General features: G+C 43.0%; 14 protein-coding genes. 10 read left to right on the top strand and 4 right to left on the bottom strand.

What is annotated here, in order from left to right:
• Nucleotides 1–22: 22 nt before the first annotated feature.
• From ACQZ43_RS01185 to tsaB, 6 genes are all read left to right on the top strand, one after another.
• Nucleotides 23–646: an SCO family protein gene (locus tag ACQZ43_RS01185; protein WP_430614006.1), complete on the top strand. Its 624-nt coding sequence runs from the start codon at nucleotides 23–25 to the stop codon at nucleotides 644–646.
• Nucleotides 646–1,173 (top strand): DUF420 domain-containing protein, encoded by a 528-nt coding sequence (locus ACQZ43_RS01180; protein ID WP_430614005.1) that lies wholly within the window; start codon nucleotides 646–648, stop codon nucleotides 1,171–1,173. The genes ACQZ43_RS01185 and ACQZ43_RS01180 overlap by 1 nt, the downstream gene beginning before the upstream one ends.
• 72 nt (nucleotides 1,174–1,245) lie before the next feature.
• The gene (locus ACQZ43_RS01175) at nucleotides 1,246–1,491 is read left to right on the top strand and encodes a hypothetical protein (RefSeq protein ID WP_430614003.1); all 246 of its coding nucleotides are present in this window, start codon (nucleotides 1,246–1,248) and stop codon (nucleotides 1,489–1,491) included.
• 83 nt (nucleotides 1,492–1,574) lie between these two features.
• Complete coding sequence (locus tag ACQZ43_RS01170; RefSeq protein ID WP_430614001.1) at nucleotides 1,575–3,050, top strand: TolC family protein; 1,476 nt, start codon at nucleotides 1,575–1,577, stop codon at nucleotides 3,048–3,050.
• A gap of 90 nt (nucleotides 3,051–3,140) precedes the next feature.
• Nucleotides 3,141–4,415: an efflux RND transporter periplasmic adaptor subunit gene (locus tag ACQZ43_RS01165; protein WP_430613998.1), complete on the top strand. Its 1,275-nt coding sequence runs from the start codon at nucleotides 3,141–3,143 to the stop codon at nucleotides 4,413–4,415.
• A gap of 2 nt (nucleotides 4,416–4,417) precedes the next feature.
• Nucleotides 4,418–5,089, top strand: a complete 672-nt coding sequence (gene tsaB / locus ACQZ43_RS01160) for a tRNA (adenosine(37)-N6)-threonylcarbamoyltransferase complex dimerization subunit type 1 TsaB (RefSeq protein ID WP_430613997.1) — start codon at nucleotides 4,418–4,420, stop codon at nucleotides 5,087–5,089.
• Between the two features lie 7 nt (nucleotides 5,090–5,096).
• Here tsaB and ACQZ43_RS01155 read toward each other — a convergent pair whose 3' ends face one another.
• Both ACQZ43_RS01155 and ACQZ43_RS01150 read right to left on the bottom strand, forming a co-directional pair.
• Entirely contained in the window at nucleotides 5,097–5,867 is a 771-nt protein-coding gene (locus tag ACQZ43_RS01155; RefSeq protein ID WP_430613996.1) for a mechanosensitive ion channel family protein, read from the bottom strand.
• Between the two features lie 3 nt (nucleotides 5,868–5,870).
• A complete protein-coding gene (locus ACQZ43_RS01150; RefSeq protein WP_430613995.1) occupies nucleotides 5,871–7,877 on the bottom strand; it encodes a thioredoxin domain-containing protein in 2,007 nt (668 codons plus the stop codon).
• 264 nt (nucleotides 7,878–8,141) lie between these two features.
• On the opposite strand from ACQZ43_RS01150, the gene ACQZ43_RS01145 reads away from it, so the two are divergent.
• A complete protein-coding gene (locus ACQZ43_RS01145) occupies nucleotides 8,142–10,406 on the top strand; it encodes an inorganic phosphate transporter (protein ID WP_430613994.1) in 2,265 nt (754 codons plus the stop codon).
• A 77-nt stretch (nucleotides 10,407–10,483) separates the two neighbouring features.
• Here ACQZ43_RS01145 and ACQZ43_RS01140 read toward each other — a convergent pair whose 3' ends face one another.
• On the bottom strand, nucleotides 10,484–11,383 hold the full coding sequence (locus ACQZ43_RS01140; RefSeq protein ID WP_430613992.1) for a NifU family protein: 900 nt from the start codon (nucleotides 11,381–11,383) through the stop codon (nucleotides 10,484–10,486).
• 313 nt (nucleotides 11,384–11,696) lie between these two features.
• Between ACQZ43_RS01140 and ACQZ43_RS01135 the strand changes: the two genes are divergently transcribed.
• Genes ACQZ43_RS01135 through ACQZ43_RS01125 form a run of 3 tightly spaced genes read left to right on the top strand, consistent with a single transcriptional unit; the run spans nucleotide 11,697 to nucleotide 19,212 of the window.
• The gene (locus ACQZ43_RS01135) at nucleotides 11,697–17,645 is read left to right on the top strand and encodes a T9SS type B sorting domain-containing protein (RefSeq protein ID WP_430613990.1); all 5,949 of its coding nucleotides are present in this window, start codon (nucleotides 11,697–11,699) and stop codon (nucleotides 17,643–17,645) included.
• Nucleotides 17,646–17,652: 7 nt separating this feature from the next.
• Entirely contained in the window at nucleotides 17,653–18,654 is a 1,002-nt protein-coding gene (locus ACQZ43_RS01130; protein WP_430613989.1) for a PorP/SprF family type IX secretion system membrane protein, read from the top strand.
• A gap of 48 nt (nucleotides 18,655–18,702) precedes the next feature.
• On the top strand, nucleotides 18,703–19,212 hold the full coding sequence (locus ACQZ43_RS01125) for a gamma carbonic anhydrase family protein (protein WP_430613988.1): 510 nt from the start codon (nucleotides 18,703–18,705) through the stop codon (nucleotides 19,210–19,212).
• Nucleotides 19,213–20,071: 859 nt separating this feature from the next.
• Here the strand turns inward: ACQZ43_RS01125 and murI are convergent.
• Nucleotides 20,072–20,851 (bottom strand): glutamate racemase, encoded by a 780-nt coding sequence (gene murI / locus ACQZ43_RS01120; RefSeq protein ID WP_430613986.1) that lies wholly within the window; start codon nucleotides 20,849–20,851, stop codon nucleotides 20,072–20,074.
• Between the last annotated feature and the right edge of the window lie 13 nt (nucleotides 20,852–20,864).

Raw genomic sequence — 20,864 nt, 5'->3', positions numbered from 1 at the left:
AACAATAACAACAATAACAACAATGAAAAATAAATCGTACATCGGAATTTCCTTTATCATTTTGATTTTTGGAATTTGGGCTGTGCCCAAAATCATTGCCAAATTTGAAAAGGCGGATTTGGTCGTTATCGGTCCGGCTCCGGAATTTGCGTTAACCGACCAGAATGACAAGTCTATTAGCAGTCAAGATTATAAAGGCAAGGTATATGTTTTGGAGTTTTTCTTCGCACAGTGTCCTACTATATGTCCTATTATGAATCAAAATATGCTTAAATTGCAAAGTGAATTTTATGGTAATCTAAAGTTTGGAGTCGCCTCCATTACGATTGATCCCAAGAACGATACGCCGGCTGCCTTAAAAGCACATGCCGAGGAATTGGGCGTTAAATTGCCGTTTTGGCACCTGTTGACCGGCGATGCCGATTACATCTTTAGCCTGTCTAAAAAGTTTAATCTGTACGCTGCTGCCAACGAAAACGTACCCGGTGGTTTTGAGCATTCCGGTTTGTTTGCGCTGATCGATAAAGACGGTAACATTCGCTGTAGAAAAGACGAGTTTGGAAATCCGATCTTGTATTATGACGGAACGGACGACGAAGGCGTACGCATGATTAAAGAAGATATTAAATTGTTATTAGAAGAGTAATGGACAAAGCATTAGAGAAGAGGTACAATACGTGGATTATTATTTTATCAATCGTAATTCCCATAGTCGTGGTCATTTTGTTTGGCGTTAAAATACCAAACGTAAAACCCCTGTCTTTTTTACCGCCTATTTATGCCTCTATAAACGGTGTAACCGCGGTATTGCTCTTGGCAGCAGTTTGGGCGATTAAGAACGGCAAGCGAAAGCTACACGAAAACCTGATGAAGGTCTGCATACTGTGTTCCGTATTGTTTTTGGGCATGTATGTCGCGTATCACATGACTTCGGACTCGACGACTTACGGCGGGGAAGGTTTGATAAAAACCGTTTATTTCGCGATTCTAATCTCGCATATCGTACTGTCGGTGATCATTATCCCCATAGTACTGGTTACTTACGTACGGGCGCTGTTGGGCAAGTTTGACTTACACGTTAAGATTGCGCGTTACGCCTTTCCGCTTTGGCTCTATGTGGCCGTTACCGGTGTGGTGGTGTATTGGATGATTTCTCCGTATTACGCGCATTAAGCAATTAAAGAAGGGAGAGACGGACTCGGAATCTCGAGTAGTTCTTGTTTTTAAAAAGAAATAAATAAGTATATGAAGCCTTTATTTAAAAATTCAATAGTAGTTTTTTTGTTTTTTATCGCGACCACTTTTACGGCTTCCGCACAATGTGCGATGTGTAGAGCGGCGTTGGAAACCGAAGAAACAGGCGTGCAAGCTGCGGCTGTAAACGACGGTATCGTATATCTGATGATTTTCCCCTATTTGTTGGTAGGGGTAGTCGGTTATTTTGTATATCGTGTAGTCAAGAAAAAGAAGCAGAATAAAGTGATATCGTAAACCGTCTTCAAGGCGGTTTTTTTTTGTAATTACTTGTAACGCAAAGCCTGTTTTTGCGTCATATAGGAAAATCGAGGTTGCTTATGGATTTTATATTTACGTGGATGCGCGGTAGATGCACCGGGACGAAGAAAGTGTTTTTCATGGGCTTTGTTTGGGTTAGCGGCTGCTTTGCGAGCTACGGACAACAGCATAATTGGACCTTGCAAGAATGTGTTTCTTATGCACTGGATCACAATATCGACATCAAACAAATCGATTTGGATGTGGAACGTGCGGCCATTGGCAAGCAAGGTGCTTGGGGGAGCTTTCTCCCGACGCTCAGCGCACAATCCAGTCATTCGTGGACGTTGGGTTTAAACCAAAACATCACTACGGGACTATTGGAAAACCAAACGACGCAATTTACTTCGGCTGGTGTCGATGTGGGCATCGACATCTTTAAGGGATTGCAAAATCAAAATCAATTGCTCAAAGCGCGCTTGAGTGTGCTTTCGTCCAAATACCAATCTCAGAAAATGCGCGAAGATGTGGCGCTCAATGTCATCAATGCCTATTTGCAAATCATCTTTAACAAGGAATTGAATAAAACCAATCAGGCCCAGTTGACCTATGAAAATCAGCAACTGTTGCGCAGCCAGGAATTGGTTGCGGCAGGGGTGGTACCCGCCGGCGATTTATTGGACATCAAAGCGACGGTGGCCTCTACACAACAAAAGCTTATCGCAGCGGAAAACAACCTGTTGATCTCGCGTTTGGCCTTGGCGCAATTGCTGCATATCGACGATTTTCAATCGTTTGACATCGCAGACCAAGCTTATGAAGTAGCGGTTAGTGAAGTGTTGTTCAAGTCGGCAGAAGAAATTTTAGAGCAGGCCAAAATCAGTCAAATCGATTTGCGATTGGCACAGACCAAAGTAGACATAGCCGAAAGGGAAGTGGCGATTTCTCGCGGGGTGTTTTTGCCGAGTATACGCGGGTTTTACAGTTTGGCCACACGGGCTGCCTACAACGATCGCATAGTGGGGCAAACCCTGGATCCCAATTTCCCAACTCGGGTGATTGGCGTGGTCGAAAATACCAACCAAAATGTGGTACAACCCAATATGCTGCCCATTATCTCTGGACCGGAATCCCTGTTCGATCAATTTGATAACAATATGGGGCAAAGTTTTGGCGTGGGTATTAGCATTCCGATTTTTAACGGTTGGAGTGCCCGCAACAACGTGCGGATGAACAAGGTAAACCTTGAGCAAACCAAAAACGAAAAAGAGGTTGCCGATCTAAAGCTCAAACAAGCCGTTTACACGGCATATACCGATACGCAAAGTGCTCTAAAGAGCTTTGAAGCGGCTAAGGTGACTTTAGAAGCCCGCAACCTCTCTTTGGATTACGCCAAAGAGCGCTATGAAGTGGGATTGATGAATATCTTCGAGTTGAATCAGGTGCAGACCCTTGCGGTAAACGCCCAATCCGAAGTGTTGCGCGCCAAATACGACTATATCTTTAAAACGAAAATACTCGAGTACTATTTCGGAATTCCAATCTTTGATAATTAACGGCTTTCGACCAGGCGGGTCTACTTATAGGCCACGCTCTAGTGGAAACCATAAAACAGTTGAGGCGATTTAAAAATTAGACATCTACTTATGAAAAAAAGAACTAAATACATACTGATTACCGGAATTATACTGGCAATTTTATTGGTGGTAACGGGCTATATGACCGATTTTTTCGGCAGTAAAAATCAGCTAAAAGAAGTGGAGACGCTTCGCTTGCAGAAAAATGCGATTACCCAAACCGTTTCTGCGACGGGAAAGATTCAGCCCGAAATCGAAGTAAAGATTTCTCCCGAGGTTTCCGGTGAGATTATCGATTTGCCCGTTAAGGAAGGGCAGGTTGTCAAAAAGGGCGATTTGTTGGTTCGCATCAATCCGGATTTGTACGAGTCGGGTGTGGATCGCATGGTGGCCTCGCTATCCAACAGCAAGGCCGGATTGAGTCAGGCGGAAGCCCAGCTAAAAGAAGCCAAGTCCAATTTTGACCGCAACAAAACCCTGTTCGAAAAAGGCGTGATTTCCAAATCGGAATGGGATAAGGTCGTTGCGGCCTTTGAAGTGGCTACAGCGGCAAAAAACGCCGCCTATTTCAACGTGCAAAGCACTCAGGCCTCTTTGACGGAGTCTCGAGACAACTTGAATAGAACCACGATTTACGCCCCGGTAGACGGGACGATTTCCCGACTGGATGTCGAGTTGGGCGAGCGGGTGTTGGGAACCCAACAGATGGCCGGTACCGAACTGCTTCGCGTTGCCAATCTAAACAATATGGAAGTCGAGGTCGATGTCAATGAAAACGACATCGTCAAAATCAAGGTGGGCAATGAGGCGAAAATTGAAGTTGACGCCTATTTAAAAAAGGAATTCCGCGGTATAGTAACCAGTATTTCCAATTCGGCAAGCGCCACCCTAACCGCCGATCAGGTGACCAACTTCAAGGTTAAGGTTCGAATTGTCAAGGAGTCCTATCAGGATCTGTTAGAGGGGAAACCGTCGAATTATTCGCCGTTTAGACCGGGGATGACGGCAACCGTCGATATAGTAACCAATAAGAAATCAGGCGTTTTTACCATACCGATCAGCGCCATCGTGCTTAAAGCATCACAAGACAGCTTGAGTCAAGGCGACAAGGCCGATTTAAGCGAATCTGAGGCGTTAAAACCACAGGAGGCGGTATTTGTGTTGTCAAACGGTGTTGCGCAGCTTAAATGGGTAAAAACGGGCATACAAGACGACCGCAACATCGAAATTGTCGAAGGCTTATCGGCCGACGACATCGTGATTACCGGCCCCTACGCCTTGGTCAATCGCGAATTGGAAGCGGGACAACAGGTCAGAGAAGAAGTCAAAAAGATAGCGAAGTAAAGATGATTTATATTTTAAGTGTAGAAACGGCGACTAAGAATTGCTCGGTTGCCCTGTCTGGCAACGGGGAGTTGCTGTGGTCAAAAGAAGTGGCAGAGGCGCAATTTAGCCATGCGGAAAAGCTGCATCTGTTTATAGCGGAAATCATGGCAGAAGCACAGTTGAATCTCAGCGATTTAAATGCGGTAGCCGTCAGCATGGGGCCGGGTTCTTACACCGGACTGCGCATTGGGGTTTCTGCGGTTAAGGGATTGTGCTATGCCCTGGGGCTTCCGTTGATTGCCATAAATACCTTGAGCGTGTTGGCACAACAGCTGCACATCGCGGACGGTTTGATCATTCCGATGATCGACGCGCGACGCATGGAGGTGTTTACGGCCGTTTTTACCGCGGATTACCGCTGTATAGAAGAGACCAAATCCCTGGTGGTTACCGAAGGGGCTTGGGCGCATTTAGACGGTCAGAAATGCCATCTAATCGGCGATGGCGCTTTAAAGTGCCGCGAGGTACTCCAAGGCGATTCGTTTGTCTTTTACGAGGAAATTCTATTCCCCTCGGCTAAGGATATGGGGATGTTGGCCTGGGAGAAATATCAATCCAAGGCCTTTGAAGATGTCGCCTACTTCGAACCTTTTTACCTCAAAGATTTTCTGTTGCTGACCAAAGAGAAATAGCCTTTCTTTAGTCGAGTGCGGCAAACACCTCTTTTCCCTTTTGTAGTATAAAAGACGATACCTCGGTGTGGTTGTGGTTTTCCACCCACACCTGTACGTTGTACGTCATCTTGGTATCCAAAACCTCCTTGATCAAAATTCGCGGATCGGGCTTTCTCAAAATCAAGTCGTTCGCCAAGAGCAACTCCTGCATCTTTTCTATAAAGACCTGACTGTTTTTACTGAGCGGTGTCTGTATCAATACCTCTGTTTTTCGCAGTTTGTTTTGCGAGTAATTCTTTATTTTTCCGTTGGATAGAATCCCGTTTGGGATATAGATCACCTGATTTTGATAGCTGACTATTTTGGTGGAAAAAATGTGGATTTCCAGCACTTTTCCCACCTCGGCCTGAGCCTCGATTACATCGCCGATGCGGAAGGGTTTAAACAATATAATCAGCACGCCACCGGCAAAGTTGGCCAGGGAGCCTTGTAAGGACAAACCGATGGCCAAACTCATCGCTCCGAGTACCGCTACAAAAGAGGTGGTTTCTATACCGAGCTTAGAGGCGATGGTGACAAACAACAAGGCGCGTAAAGCCCAAATAATACCGTCTAATAAAAAGCTGATTGACGTCGGGTCGATGCGCTTCTTTAAAAATACGCGTTGCGCTATTTTTTTTAAGAGGCGTATAAGCCAAAGCCCGAGCGCTAAGATGACTAGGGCGCCAACCACATTGGGAATGTAGTCGATAAGGGCTTCGATGTATTTGGAGAGCAGGTAATCGGTTTTTTTCATAGATTATAGCATTTGATTTTCCAAAAAGGCAGCGTCGGTTTCCGGTTTTTGGCACGATTGATTTTGACAGAGGTAAAAAGCCGTTTGACCCGCATCGTAACGGTGCTGAAAAAAGGCTAAAGTCGAGGCGGAATTCGCACCGAAAACCAGGGTTTTACACAGCAAGCGCTTTCTGATTTGCAACACCTCTTTCAGGGCATTCGGGCCAGTAATAGCCAGTTCCGTAGGCGCGGCGAGGTACAAATCGGCTAGGAGCCAGTTGGAGTAGGCCGAGGCATAATCGATTTGGCTGGTTACGGTGGCTACCATGTTTTTGGCCAATTGGCTGTAGTGCGCGTTTTCGTAAAGGATACCGAGTTTGATTAAGTTTTGTGCCATATACGAATTAGACGATGGAATGACGTTGTCTTCAATCTCAATCGAGTGGGTGATAATCGGATTGTCTGAAAGCTTGCTAAAGTGGAAAAACGAATTTTCCACATCGAGAAAGGCGTCCAGGCAATAATCGGTCATTTGCTTGGCTTGTTTGAGGTAGGCCTCTTCGAGGCTGTGCTCATACAGCGCGATTAAAGCCGCTATAAAAAGGGCATAATCGTCAAGAAAACCCGGTATGCTCGCCTTTCCATCTTTATAAGTGTGGTAGAGACCCGTCTCTTCAGACCACAGTTTGTCGAGTAGAAAAGCGCCGATTTCCCGTGCTTTTACCAGGTAGGCATCGCAATCCAATGCGCTGTAAGCATCGAGATAGCCCTTGATCAACAGCGCATTCCAAGCCGTGAGTGTTTTGTCGTCTAGGCGCGGACTCGGCCTTTGTATGCGCGCTGCTAAAAGGCGCTCCTCCCAGAGTTGTTTCTTTTGCTGCAATGCAACCAAGGTCATATCGTTGTCAGCGGCTAACTGCTCGAGGGTTTGATTCTGTATCAGTACGTATTGATCGGCTTCCCAATACCCGAATGTATTGATGTTAAACAATTGTTCAAACAGCGGGAAATCGGCGCCGATCAATTGCTGCAATTCGGCTTTGGTCCAAGAGTAGTATGCGCCTTCTACCAATTGGTTGGCGCTGTTTAAGCTATCGGCGTCCAAGGCCGAGAAAAAACCACCTTCTCCGTTGGACCAATCGCTTTCGATAAAGCGGATGGTTTTTGTCAGGCATTCGCGGTATAGGCCATTTCCAGTTCGCTTATAGGCATCGGCATACACGCTCAAGAGTTGGGCGTTGTCGTAAAGCATTTTTTCAAAATGCGGTATGTGCCATTGATGGTCGACGGAATAGCGGGAAAATCCCCCTAAAACCGTATCGAACAATCCGCCCCAGGCCATTTTTGTCAGGGTCAAGTCCACGTAATTCAAAACGGATTCATCGCCGTTGAGCAAGGCGTATTTTTGCAAAAAGTCGAGGTTGTTCGGCATCATAAACTTGGGGGCCCTACTGTATCCGCCGTATTCCCAATCAAAGCTCTTTTTCCATTTGGCTACCAAGGCCTCCTGGTTTAGTGCGCCGTCTTTGGGCTTGCTGTCGGGTACACCGCTAAGCAGCGTAATGCCCTCGTGCAGTTGGGTGGCAAATTCGCGCACCTGGTCTGCATCGCTTTCATACAGCTGTTGCAATTGCGTTAAGGATTCTATCCAATGGTCCTTTGGGAAATACGTACCTCCCCAAATCGGGCTGCCGTTGGGCAGGCAAACCACATTCAACGGCCAGCCGCCTTGCTTGGTCATCAACTGCACCGCTTTCATATAAAAAGCATCTAAATCCGGGCGCTCCTCGCGGTCGATCTTTATCGAAACAAAATGCCGGTTCATCAACTGAGCCACTTCGTCGGTTTCAAAGCTCTCGTGCTCCATAACGTGACACCAGTGGCAGGTGGAATACCCAATGCTGACGACGAGCAGCTTATTCTGCTCTTGAGCCTGTTGCAAAGTTGCGGGTTGCCAACTCTTCCAGTGAATGGGATTTTGGGCGTGTTGCAATAGATACGGACTGGACTCGGAGGATAGCTCATTCATAAGGACTCGATTTAGGGGGTAAAGATAACAAAAACAGCGCGAATGAACAGCGTGTTTTCCGCGCGCAACGATCGGGAGATTTGGTTTTGATGCCGCGGGATAGTCGAGGGGGGAATCGACTGAAAACAGTCCGCTAAGCCGTGCTTTTTTTGATTTGCGCTTGCCCTGGTAAATATTTCCTGCGCTTAATCGTTTAATAACATTAACTTAACGTAGAAAACAATTTGAAGGCGGAATTTTGCAGGGCAAATAAAAAACATAGATATGGATCAGATTTTTGTGGTCATGCTGATAGCATTGGCGATTTTGGCTGTTATTGACATCACGGTTGGTGTGAGTAACGACGCCGTCAATTTCTTGAATTCTGCCATCGGCTCTAAAGCCGTGCCCTTCAAGACCATCATGGTTGTCGCAACCTTGGGGATCTTAGTCGGTGCCTTGTTTTCCAACGGGATGATGGAGATTGCGCGTAGTGGAATTTTTGTCCCCAGCATGTTTAGCTTTAACGATGTCATGATTATCTTCTTGGCCGTCATGATTACCGACGTGCTGCTCTTAGATGTTTTTAATACCCTGGGCTTACCCACATCAACAACGGTTTCCATCGTTTTTGAATTGCTGGGAGCCGCGGTCTGTTTGGCCGTTGTCAAAATCGTGATGACCGATGGAAGCCTTGCCACCCTACCGCAATACATCAATACCGAAAAAGCATCCGAAATTGTGTACAGCATCTTGTTGTCGGTCATTTTATCCTTCACTATAGGTACGCTGGTGCAATATGTGTCGCGAATGTTTTTTACGTTTCACATCGATAAACGCCTCAAGTATTTTGGTGCCCTCTTCGGTGGAATTGCCATTACGGCGATTACCTTCTTTATCTTGATCAAAGGCCTTAAAGGCGTGTCCTTCATATCCAAAGAAACCTATTCGTGGATCAACCACCACCAGTTTCATATCGTGGCGATGTCCTTTGTTTTCTGGACCTTGTTTTCACAAATGTTGATGAGTGTTTTTAAAATAAACATCCTAAGAGTTATTATCATTATCGGAACCTTCGCCTTGGCATTGGCTTTTGCCGGTAACGACTTGGTCAATTTTATCGGTGTGCCCATTGCGGCTTTTCAATCTTACGGTTTCTTTGCCGGAAGTGGAATGGATCCCGATTTATATATGATGGGCGAATTGGCCAACGACAATATCGAAGCGCCGTTCTATTTCCTAGTCATTGCCGGACTGGTTATGGTCTTTACCTTATGGACGTCAAAGAAGGCTAAAAACGTCATCGAAACCGAAATGAACTTGGCGCGCCAAGATTCGGGAACGACTACAGAAAAATTCAAACCCAACTTGTTGTCCAAAGGATTGGTTCGGGGAATGGTGTATTTGGGAATGGGAGTGGATTACTTCTTGCCCAAATCCCTACAGTTAAAAATGGACAAGCGCTTCGAAAAACCGCTTAAAGCCAAAGTGGCCAAGATGGAAGAGCCGGCCTTTGATATGGTGCGGGCTTCGGTAAACTTAATGGTGGCGAGTATTTTGATTTCCATCGGTACCTCCATGCAATTGCCCTTATCGACTACCTATGTTACTTTTATGGTAGCCATGGGTACCTCTTTTGCAGATGGCGCCTGGGACAGGGATACCGCTGTGTATCGCGTAACCGGAGTTTTCAATGTGATTGGCGGCTGGTTAGTAACGGCTATAGTCGCGTTCTTAGCGGCTTTTGTAACGGCATATATATTAAAGATAGGCGAGGTTTTTGCCGTGGTGGGATTGTTGATTTTGGTGGGGATATTGCTGTATAGAAGCAATAAAAAACACCAGAAAAAAACCAAGGAGAAAGATGCCGCTAAAGCGACAGAACTCAATTCACACGATATCGTGACCATTCAAGGGGTGGTAACCGAAACCTCGTCTCAGGTGGCTACGGTAATCGGAAAGACCAAAGCCCTGTATACTTCGGTAATCGACAGCTTGGGCTTGCAAGAATTGAGCAAGTTAAAACAGAGCAGAAAGAAACTGAAAAAACTCGAAAAAGAAATTGAAGAGCTCAAGGGCAATGTGTATTTCTTTGTAAAGAATCTCGACGAGACCTCGGTAGAGGCGAGTAAATTTTATATCCTGACCTTGGGCTATTTGCAAGACATGGTTAAGGCGGTAAACTTTATTGCCCAGAACAGCTTTTCGCACGTGGATAACAACCACAAGAAATTGAAGTTTAATCAGATTCGCGATCTTAAAAACACCGACAGGCAATTGCAGGAATTGTTCGACAAGATCGAAGCGACTTTTTCCGAGGAAAACTTCTCTCAATTAGAAAACCTGTTAAAGGACAAGGAGACCCTAATCACCTATGTAGACAGTTTGATTCAAAAGCAAATCGTCCGCATTAGAACTACGGAGACCAGTCCGAAGAACTCCAAGCTGTATTTTTCCATATTGTTTGAAACCGATGATTTGGTCAAAGCTACGATGGGATTGTTGGAGTTGTTTATGGAGTTTGAAGTGCATATTAAGAAAAGACGCTAATCGCGTTTAGTACCATAAAAAAAGGATGGAGTTCTTAGAACTCCATCCTTTTTTGTTTGCAGGCGTTAGGCCTTATTTTATCCGTTAGAGGCTTCCACGCGAATGCTTTCGTCGTTGAGCATTTGTCGGAGCATGTTTTCGATGCCGTTTTTCAAGGTAAAGGTAGACGACGGACAGCCGCTACATGCACCTTGTAAAATGACCTGTACGGTGTTTTGTTCCTTGTCGTAAGATTGGAAAGCGATGTTTCCACCATCGGCTGCTACAGCGGGTTTGACAAATTCTTCGAGTATGTTGATGATTTGCTGCGATGTGGTATCCAAGCTGTCGAAGTGCGCTTCGGCTTGCTTGTCGGCTACCGTGGTGTCTGCCACCAAGTTTTCTTCAACGGCTGTATGTCCATCTTCCAGGAATGTCTTGATAAAGGTGCGAACCTCCAAGGTGATTTCATGCCAGTCGTAAGTGTCGTATTTGGTGATCGAGATGTAATTCTCGTCTATAAAGATTTCCTTGATAAAAGCCAGTTGAAACAAAGCCTTGGCCAAAGGAGAAGAAGCGGTTTCATCGATGTTTTTAAACTCGACCGCTTTTTTAGTCAACATCTTATTGGCTACAAATTTTAAAACCGACGGATTCGGAGTGGTTTCCCCGTAAATCGTAATGGGTTGTTTCTTAGAAGGCGTTTCCGGTTGTAGGATTACTTTTCCGCCTTTTTCCAAAAATGCCTGAATCTGTTCTGCCACTAAATCCTTAACTTCGGACCATTCAACTATAGAAAATTTTTCGATAGCAACAAAATTGCTCGAAATAAAGACCGTTTTAACAAATGGTAGATAGAAAAGTTGTTTTGCCAACGGCGACAAGGCCGTTTCATCGATATTTTTAAACTCAAAACTCTCTCCTTTTATGATGAAGTCTGGCAATACAAACTTAACAATGGCGGGGTTTTGACTGTCGATCGTTTTTATTTGGGACATTTTTTTTGATTTTTTTCAAATTTAACGAAGTTATATTGTATGAAATGCTATATTTGGAAATTTAAACTCAAAATTAACATTTGATTACAATCGTGTTAACAGCGAGTTGCGCATTAAGCTACTTTTTATCAAAGTTTGCGCAGGTTTAAAACAATAAAAATAACTTAGTTTTGTTACTATAGTCTGAGCAGAGCAGATGAGTGGAAATGATAGACAGCGCAGCACAGTACAAACAAACGAGGAGTGAATTTGATAATTAGAGTGATAGAGTAGTTATAAATTAAAACAATTGAAATACCAATAAATAAAAATTATGAAGAAAATACTTATACTATTTTTTGTTTTTTATTCCTGCCTCTTCTACGGGCAAGGTGGAGGAAGTGACGTTCCGATTATTATGCAAAATGGAAGGGTCCAGGCGTGCGCGGGTATTTTTCATGATACCGGAGGCTTTGCTAGGGATTACGCCGTAGGTGAAGATATCACGATGACTATTTGTCCGGATACTCCAGGAGGAATAGTGAAGTTGGATTTTTATAGCTTTTTATTGACGAATGACGGTAATCCAGTTGTGGAAAACCGCGTACACGATAGGTTGCGTATTTTTGATGGAGACACCGCAGGTGCAGCAGAGGTTGCGGGTAGCCCTTTTACAGGAGGCACATCGCCAGGAGCTGTAAGTGCTACTTTTGCCAATAGATCCGGTTGTTTAACCATCCGTTTTACATCCAATACTGAAAGAACAGCGCCAGGATGGGCTGCACGTATTTCTTGTTCCACAACCTGTCAAGAGATTGTTGCTAAATTCGAAGGTTCTATTCCGGCTATTGACCCTAATATTCCGGTAGACTGTCCAGAAGATGCTGGGGTTATTAGATTGTGTGTTGGTGAGGAGATTACCTTTATAGGGAGTGCTTTATTCGAGAATTCGGATGAAGGTGCTATATATGAATGGGATTTTGATAATAATATAAGCGCATTTGGAAAACGCGTTACAACCAGTTTCGAAGAAGCTGGAGTATATAGAGTACGATTTAATGTAAAAGACCGACTGTTGTGTGAAAACATGTCTATAGTTGGGGTAATTGTTCAAGTGTCCGATCCAGCGCGAACCGAATTCAATTTGGCGGCAGACAAGCCCGTGTATTGTTTAGGTGAAGGAGCAGTTTTGTCATCAAATATTGTTATACAGGGAATCGAACACGTCATAGTACCTCCAGTGAGTAATCCGGTGGCCTTGCCAGACGGTGTGCGCGATCCTATTACAGGGGAGCCTGTAGCTTTTAGAAGTTGTATGGATTTTACAGAATATTGTGAATCTGCTGTAATTGAAAGCCTAGACGATATCGCAAGGTTATGTATTAACATGGAGCATACGTTTTTAGGAGATTTAGATATCCGAGTAATTGCGCCTAATGGGGCAAGTGTATATTTGTTGCAATACCACAGTGAAAATCAGTTAAACGATAGTCAGAACTTAGGAAATCCAACGCGTGGCGGTGGTAACCAGACATATGGAACGGGATTGACTTATTGTTTTGATCAGAGACCAACTACGACAGTGACTTTGAGAGAAGCACCGACGCAAGCGGGAACGGGAAGCGATACAGGTCTGACAAAAAGCCCGGGTACTTACCTTCCAGTGAGAGCGCCAGGAAACAGTTTAGAGAACTTAATCGGAGCTCCTCTTAATGGAAAATGGTGTATAGAGGTTGTTGATAAATGGGGGGGTGACTACGGTTATTTCTTTTTCTGGGAACTTAAATTCGACGATAAATTCTTGCCTCCAAACCTGTCTTATACCCCTGAGGTGTATACGGAGAAATGGTTGCCTAATCCTGATTTAGTTTTGGAAAATGGCGTTACTAAAGCTTATCCAACAACTGTAGGTGAGCATACGTATACGTACGAAGTAGAAGATAATTTCGGTTGTGTATATACAGAGGATATTACCATTACGGTAAAACCAAGTATTATCACGGGTACGCCGACAAACTTAAACAAATGTAAAGAAGCCAACGGTAAGGCAGTGTTTAACCTGACAGAAGTACAACCTTCTATCAGTTTAAATCCAAATTATTCGTTTAAATATTTCAACTCGCTAGCCGATGCTCAAGCTGATCGCGCTGCTTTAAATACCAGTTTAACGGTAGATATACTCGATAGCCCTAAACAGATTTGGGTAAAGGTATACGACATCAACGATCCGGCAAATACCTGTGCCGTAATCGACAGTTTTTACGTATTGGTGAGAAACTGTACTTTAACTTTGAATCCGTTGCAAGATTTAACAGCTTGTGCCGATCAAGGTGTACAAGAAGCGGTATTCGATTTAAGTGTTCAAACGCCATTGGTGTTTACAACACCTGGATTTACGGTGAGTTATTTCGAAACATTCAACAATGCTTCACTGAATACAGGAGCCATTTTATTGGGTAACTTGTCCACTTATTTAGGTCGTAACGGTCAAACGATATTTGTACGTGTTCAAAGCGATACGCAACCGGCTGAGTTTGAAATTACTGAATTTAAATTGATTGTGAATGTAAACCCAGTTGTGGTTGATATCAGACAAATTTACGGTTGTCCAATCGAACAGAATGGCAAGACCTTAGGAATTTATAATTTAGGAGCTAATAGAGTAGCTTTAACAGGTGGTTTACCAAATTTAAGTGCCACTTTTTACCGCACTCAATTCGAAGCGGAAACCGGAGACTTCAATGCGATGTTACCGAATATTTTTACTTCAGATGAAATACAGATATGGGTGCGTGTACAAAATGACCTGACGGGTTGTTATTCGATATTGGGAATTAATTTAGTATTAGCAGACCTACCGAATTTAAACAGTCCAGTAACGGCAGATTTTTGTGAAACCAATGACGACGGTATCGGTTCTTTTGTTTTAAGCGCTATATCAAGTCAAATCTTGGGTACTACTGTGCCACCAGATGTTATCATCACGTATCACGTTTCGCGCGCCAATGCAAGAGACAATGTGTCGCCACTTGCAAGCCCGTACATGAACAATACACCGTGGAATCAAACGATATACGCAAGAGTTTCTTTCGTTCGTTCGACTTGTAGTGAAATTGTTGAAGTAAACTTAAGAGTTAACAGAAAGATTAATGTGGTAGAGCCTACGCCTTTTAAAGTGTGTGTAGACAATCTTGATAGAGAGGTGATTTACGATTTAACTCTCAAGCAAAATGAAATATTGAACGGTAGTAATCCAAGCGATTTCCGCATCACTTACCACGTTCAAGAAGCTCATGCGCAAAGGGGAATCCAACCGATTCTTAACCCGAGATCATTCTCGAATTTAATTTCTAGAACGGCATGGGTACGCGTTGAAAATATTAATACCGGTTGTTTCGCCGTGGTTAAAATATCGTTGCAAGTAGTTTTAGAGCCACAAATCAAAACGTTAATAAACGATTATATCTTGTGCGATAGCAATGTGGAGAACGGATTTGAAGTGTTTACTTTATCGACAATCGTTCCCGGAATTCTCGACGGACGTTTAGGATTTGCGGTAACCTTTCATATCGATGAAGCAACGGCACAACAAGGTGGTGCAACACTGCCAAACAGCTATCAAAACATAGTTCCTTTTAACCAGACTATTTTCGCGAGAATACAAAGTGTGGAAACGGGTTGTTTCGTTACGAGAGCCGTAAATTTAAGAGTAGTGCCTTTACCGGTATTGAATATTCCGAGTACGCCAGTGGCGATATGTAACTCTAGTGCAAGTGGACACGGTACTTTTAACTTGGTGCTGTTGATGGAGCAGTTGCAAAACGGAATCGATGGTTTGCAAATTAGTTTTTACGAAACCCAAGGCAACGCTGAAAGAGATGTGAGCAGAATTATCAATCCGCATGAATACAATAACTTAAACGCATTGAACCCGGTAGTTTGGGTGAGAGGATTTGATCCATTGACCAATTGCTTTACCGTTAAACCATTGTATTTGGCTGTTATTGCAGCGCCTACTATACCGGTGTTTTTACAGGAGATCGCTATTTGTGGAACTCAGGGTGTGAATGACGTAGCTCGTTTTGACCTGACCGTTCAAACGCCAATTATTTTGGCATCACAAGCTTCGCAAAACAATATCGCTGATTTAGTAGTGTCTTATTACTTAACTAAAGAAGCGGCCTTAATCGGATTGGATAGAATTCCTACACCGAGTGATTATACCAATATTACAAACCCACAAGAAATTTGGGTTAGAGTAGAGAATCGCGTAACTGGATGTTCTAACGTAGGACATTTTACCATCAAAGTAAACAATGCTTTGTCGCTTTTTCACGTTAGAGAAATTGTAATGTGCGAAACAACGCCAAATAGCGGTTACCAATTGTTTGATTTGACACAAAGAGAATTGCAAATGATTGGAGGGGCGCCTATTTTTGGAACGACATTTAAGTATTATACTTCTTATGAAAATGCCGTAAATGATGTAAGTGAAATCGGAAGCAGGTACGCTTATAGAAACGTGTTAAACCCACAAGTTATTTGGGTGGCCGTGACAGCGGAGAACGGATGTAGAAGTTTTGAATCCTTGACGATTAAAGTTGCGCCACTTCCAAATGTCAATCTGAGCCCAAGACCTCTAGAGGTATGTGAAGGCGAAACCAATACTGGTTTAGGTGAATTTAATCTGCATCTAGCAGAAGAAGATTTGAGCAATAACAATGCGGACTTGGTGTATGAATACTACCTCAATGAAGCGCAAGCTATAGTTGGGATAGAGAAATTAGACTTCCCTGAAAAGTTTTTTACACGTTCGACAACGGTATGGGTTAAGATTTTTAACAAAACGAATGATTTCCCTTGTTATGTAATCGTTCCCCTGTCTTTAGTTGTGAATGTACAACCGTTTATTCAACCCCTTAGACCGTTGATGGGTTGTGAAGAATTTACAGATGGAGTGTATACTTTTGACTTAAGTCTAAAGCATAATGAAATTTTAAACGGTAGAAATGCGAACGATTACATCATCCATTTTTACTTAAGTGAAAACTTAGCGCTTGCAGGAAATACACCTCCAATGCCGTTAATTTATACAAACATTACTAGAGATTTGCAGATTATTTGGGTTCGTTTGGAAAACCGAACTACGGGATGTTTCTACATTGCGCCTTTGACTTTGAAAGTTGAGGAGAAAGTGTTTGCTTACGATATTAAATCACCACTGATTTATTGTGACGATAACGATGCAGTACCGGTTAATGATGGATTTACTAGAATTGATTTAACAGTGAATTCTGCCGACATTATCGGTGTGCAAAACATACCTGAGAACCTGTTGAAAGTCGTTTATTTTGCTTCAGAGCAAGATTTTATAAACAACCGACCAATTGCTGATCCAACGCAGTTCATCAATAGTAGTAGTCCACAAACGATTATCGCTGTGGTTCGTCGTATCGATGATACCATGCTATGTGAAGCCGATGTGCGTTTCGAAGTAATCGTGAACAAACGTCCTGAGCTATTGCCAATTGAAGGTGGGTTTATCTGTGAGGATTTGGAAACCAAAGAAATCACACCGTTTATGATTGATACGCGTTTGGATTCTAAATTGTATAACTTTATTTGGAAGTTCAACGGAACTGTTATTAATGGAGCAACTGCTTCGTACTATGAAGCCAAAGCGCCAGGTAGATATACCGTGAGCACTACGGATAAAGCCACAGACTGTGCTTCGTTTAATGAAATTACCGTAGTCATCACTAAGATTGCACCGTTCTCGGTAACGATTGATGAGACGGCTGGTAACAGAGATGAAATCAAAGAAAACGGTAAGCAAACGATTATCGTGAATGTAGCCGATTTGAAATCGCCTCCAGGAGTATATGAATTTGCCTTAGACGAAGGGGTTTATCAAAACAGCAATGTGTTCTATGATGTAACAGCAGGAGAGCATATCGTTTGGGTTCGCGATCGATTAACAGGTGCTTGTGCGGTTTCTAAAGTGGTTTCAGTAATGAATTATCCTAAATTCTTTACGCCAAACGGTGACGGTCATAACGACACTTGGAATATCAAAGGCCTAAGCGCTCAGCCAGATGCGAAGATTTATATCTTTGATCGTTTTGGTAAATTGTTAAAACAAGTTAGTCCTTCAGGAGAAGGATGGGATGGAACTTTCGGAGGAAGACCAGTGCCTTCTACGGATTATTGGTTCACTGTGGAGTACAACGATCTACAAGGTAATCGTAGAGAATTTAAAGGTCATTTCTCATTAAAAAGATAAGTAGTATATGAAGATTTTTAAGAAACGTTATTTAGCATTAGCATTGATGATATCACAGTTTAGTGTTGCTCAAGAAGGTATGTCTGTTTATTCAGACTACCTTTCTGACAACTATTACCTGATTCACCCGTCTATGGCAGGCGCTGCTAATTGTGGTAAATTGAGAGTAACGGCCAGACAACAATGGTCTGGACAAGATGATGCACCGGCCTTGCAAACTTTAAGTTTTAATACCAAAGTAGGGGAGCAATCGGGTATTGGTGTCATTGCTTTTAATGATAAGAATGGTTACCATTCGCAAATCGGGGGAAAACTTTCTTATGCACACCATATACAATTTGGAAGATCGTACTACGATTTGAATATGTTGTCTTTTGGTATGAGTGCAGGTATGGTACAAACCACTTTAGATCAAACTAAATTTGGTGGTTTTGACCCGATTATCACTGGCGGTATGGAACAAAAGGATTCTTACTTTAATGTGGATTTTGGTGCTTCATACCAATACTTTGAATTCTATACCCACTTTACGGTAAAGAATGCTATCTCTAGCAGTAGAGATATGTATACCGATATCGAAAGTGATAATATGAGAAAATACCTTTGGTCTGCGGGTTACCTATTCGGTACGGAAAGCAGAAGCGGATTTACTTGGGAACCGTCATTTATGATTCAGTATACCGACGAGACTCGTGAAAAGGCTTTTGATATCAATATGAAGGTTTACCAAAAATTGAGCTTCGGTCAAGTTTGGGGTGGGGTTTCTTACCGCAGAAATCTGGAAGGAGCCGAATATCTTAAAAAGGGAAGTATTGCCACCCAACGCATGCAGTACATCACACCGATTTTAGGTTTGAACTTTAAAAACTTTATGGTGGCCTATACCTATTCGCACTTAACGGGCGATGTTAAATTTGGTAACGGTGGTTTTCACCAATTAACCGTGGGTATTAATCTCTTTTGCAAACCGAGCAAGTTCGATTGTAATTGCCCCGCAGTTAATTTTTAATTCATATAAAAATCCCGATATTTATCGGGATTTTTTAATTTATATATTATGCTGATAAAAGCGGTAAATGGAATAGCTCCTCAAATAGCAGAGGATTGTTATATAGCGGAAAATGCAACTATAGTAGGCGATGTACGCATAGGCGAAAACTGCAGTATATGGTTTAACGCCGTACTGAGAGGCGATGTCAATTATATTCAAATCGGCAATAAGGTTAACATACAAGATGGAGCCGTGGTACACTGTACCTATCAAAAGCATCCCACGGTGATCGGCAATAATGTTTCCATAGGACACAATGCCATCGTACACGGTTGTACTATACACGACAACGTTTTAATCGGGATGGGAGCCATAGTGATGGACAATTGTGTGATTCACAGCAATACGATTATAGCCGCAGGAGCGGTGATAACACAAAACACCGTAGTGGAATCTGGCACGATTTACGCCGGGGTACCGGCCAAAAAGGTCAAAGACATCGACCAATCGAATTTCGCAGGGGAAATCGAACGTATATCCAATAATTACCTGATGTATTCCAGTTGGTTTAAATAAATTTCCAATGATCGTTAGTACGATTAGAGATCTTGCACACCGCAAGGTCTCTTTTTTTTTGAGTGCACGTTGAACTGATCCACCTGAAAAGCAATGCGCCGATGCAGTTGGAATAGCAGTAAACTCGAAGAGCTTCTTTTCTAAAGTGAAAATCGAATTACTTTCCGCAAACCAGCAAATCCGCAAATCAGCGAATAAACGAATCTGCGTTAAATAGCAGTAAACTCAAAAGACTTCTTTTCAAATGCAGAAATCGAATTGCTTTACGTAAACTCGCGAATCCGCAAATCCGCGAATAAACGAATCCGCATTAGAAAAACGAATCCGCGTTGAATAAAACTGCTTTACATCAACTCTCGAATCCGCAAATCAACGAATAAACGAATCTGCATTGAATAGCAGTAAACTCGAAGAGCTTCTTTTCTAAAGTGAAAATCGAATTACTTTCCGCAAACTAGCGAATCCGCAAATCCGCGAATAAACGAATCCGCGTTAAATAGCAGTAAACTTGAAAGACTTCTTTTCAAATGCAGAAACCGAATTGCTTTCCGCAAACAAGCAAATCCGCGAATAAACGAATCCGCATTAGAAAAACGAATCCGCGTTGAATAAAACTGCTTTACATCAACTCTCGAATCCGCAAATCAACGAATAAACGAATCTGCATTGAATAGCAGTAAACTCGAAAAGCTTCTTTTCAAATGCAGAAACCGTACTGTTTTCCGCAAACAAGCAAATCCGCGAATAGACGAATCCGCGTTAAATAGCAGTAAACTCAAAAGACTTCTTTTCAAATGCAGAAATCGAATTGCTTTACGTCAACTCTCGAATCCGCAAATCCGCGAATAGACGAATTTGCTTAAAAATCCAAGTATTCCACGGCTGTGGGAGGGTCGACAAACATTTGCAATACCGCGATGTCTTTGTTGGTGTAGAAGCGGTGTTGTCCGGGATGGGAAGTGGGGTTGAGCAGGCCTTTTTCGGTCAATACTTTTTGGGTGTGTTTGGCCACAGCGACGCCGGAATCGATAATCGTTATATCGGCGGGAATAAGTTTTCTGATTTTGGCGATGAGATAGGGGTAGTGGGTACAACCCAAAACCAAGGTATCAATGCCCTTTTCGACCATCGGTGTCAAGTACTCCTGCAGCAGCAGGTCCATGTCCGGATGATTGATTTTACCCTCTTCAATCAATTTGACCAGTCCATAACCAATCTGTTCGATAATAACGATATTCGAGTATTTTTTTACGGTATTGGAAAACAGTTCGCTGGTCAGGGTTCCCTTGGTTGCCAATACGCCGATAACGGCTGTTTTAGTCAATAATGTTGCGGGTTTGACCGCAGGTTCGATTCCGATGATCGGAAGCTCGTAACGGACTCGTAATTCGCTTATGGCGTTGGTGGTGGCCGTATTGCAGGCTACGATAACCAGTTTGCATTGACGGCTCAATAGATAATCCATGTTTTTAATCGACAAGGCGATTATTTGCGCTTTGCTGCGCTGTCCATAGGGAGCATTTTTGCTGTCGGCTAAATAAATCGTGTTTTCGTTGGGCAGCAGCAAATTAACTTCTTTACAGATCGTGGTGCCGCCAATTCCAGAATCGAAGAGTCCGATAGGGTTCGTATTATCCATAAACAAATATAAA

This window comes from Flavobacterium sp. JP2137 (assembly GCF_050562195.1).
GTDB lineage: Bacteria > Bacteroidota > Bacteroidia > Flavobacteriales > Flavobacteriaceae > Flavobacterium.
This window is presented reverse-complemented; position numbering and strand designations above follow the sequence as displayed.

What these genes read in the sequence shown, in the direction of transcription:
- ACQZ43_RS01130 (WP_430613989.1), top strand. Translation starts at nt 17,653, where the DNA reads ATGAAGATTTTTAAGAAACGTTATTTAGCATTAGCATTGATGATATCA.
- ACQZ43_RS01180 (WP_430614005.1), top strand. Translation starts at nt 646, where the DNA reads ATGGACAAAGCATTAGAGAAGAGGTACAATACGTGGATTATTATTTTA.
- ACQZ43_RS01155 (WP_430613996.1), bottom strand. Translation starts at nt 5,867, where the DNA reads ATGAAAAAAACCGATTACCTGCTCTCCAAATACATCGAAGCCCTTATC.
- ACQZ43_RS01145 (WP_430613994.1), top strand. Translation starts at nt 8,142, where the DNA reads ATGGATCAGATTTTTGTGGTCATGCTGATAGCATTGGCGATTTTGGCT.
- murI (WP_430613986.1), bottom strand. Translation starts at nt 20,851, where the DNA reads ATGGATAATACGAACCCTATCGGACTCTTCGATTCTGGAATTGGCGGC.
- ACQZ43_RS01185 (WP_430614006.1), top strand. Translation starts at nt 23, where the DNA reads ATGAAAAATAAATCGTACATCGGAATTTCCTTTATCATTTTGATTTTT.
- ACQZ43_RS01175 (WP_430614003.1), top strand. Translation starts at nt 1,246, where the DNA reads ATGAAGCCTTTATTTAAAAATTCAATAGTAGTTTTTTTGTTTTTTATC.
- ACQZ43_RS01135 (WP_430613990.1), top strand. Translation starts at nt 11,697, where the DNA reads ATGAAGAAAATACTTATACTATTTTTTGTTTTTTATTCCTGCCTCTTC.
- ACQZ43_RS01125 (WP_430613988.1), top strand. Translation starts at nt 18,703, where the DNA reads ATGCTGATAAAAGCGGTAAATGGAATAGCTCCTCAAATAGCAGAGGAT.
- ACQZ43_RS01150 (WP_430613995.1), bottom strand. Translation starts at nt 7,877, where the DNA reads ATGAATGAGCTATCCTCCGAGTCCAGTCCGTATCTATTGCAACACGCC.
- ACQZ43_RS01170 (WP_430614001.1), top strand. Translation starts at nt 1,575, where the DNA reads ATGGATTTTATATTTACGTGGATGCGCGGTAGATGCACCGGGACGAAG.
- ACQZ43_RS01140 (WP_430613992.1), bottom strand. Translation starts at nt 11,383, where the DNA reads ATGTCCCAAATAAAAACGATCGACAGTCAAAACCCCGCCATTGTTAAG.
- ACQZ43_RS01165 (WP_430613998.1), top strand. Translation starts at nt 3,141, where the DNA reads ATGAAAAAAAGAACTAAATACATACTGATTACCGGAATTATACTGGCA.
- tsaB (WP_430613997.1), top strand. Translation starts at nt 4,418, where the DNA reads ATGATTTATATTTTAAGTGTAGAAACGGCGACTAAGAATTGCTCGGTT.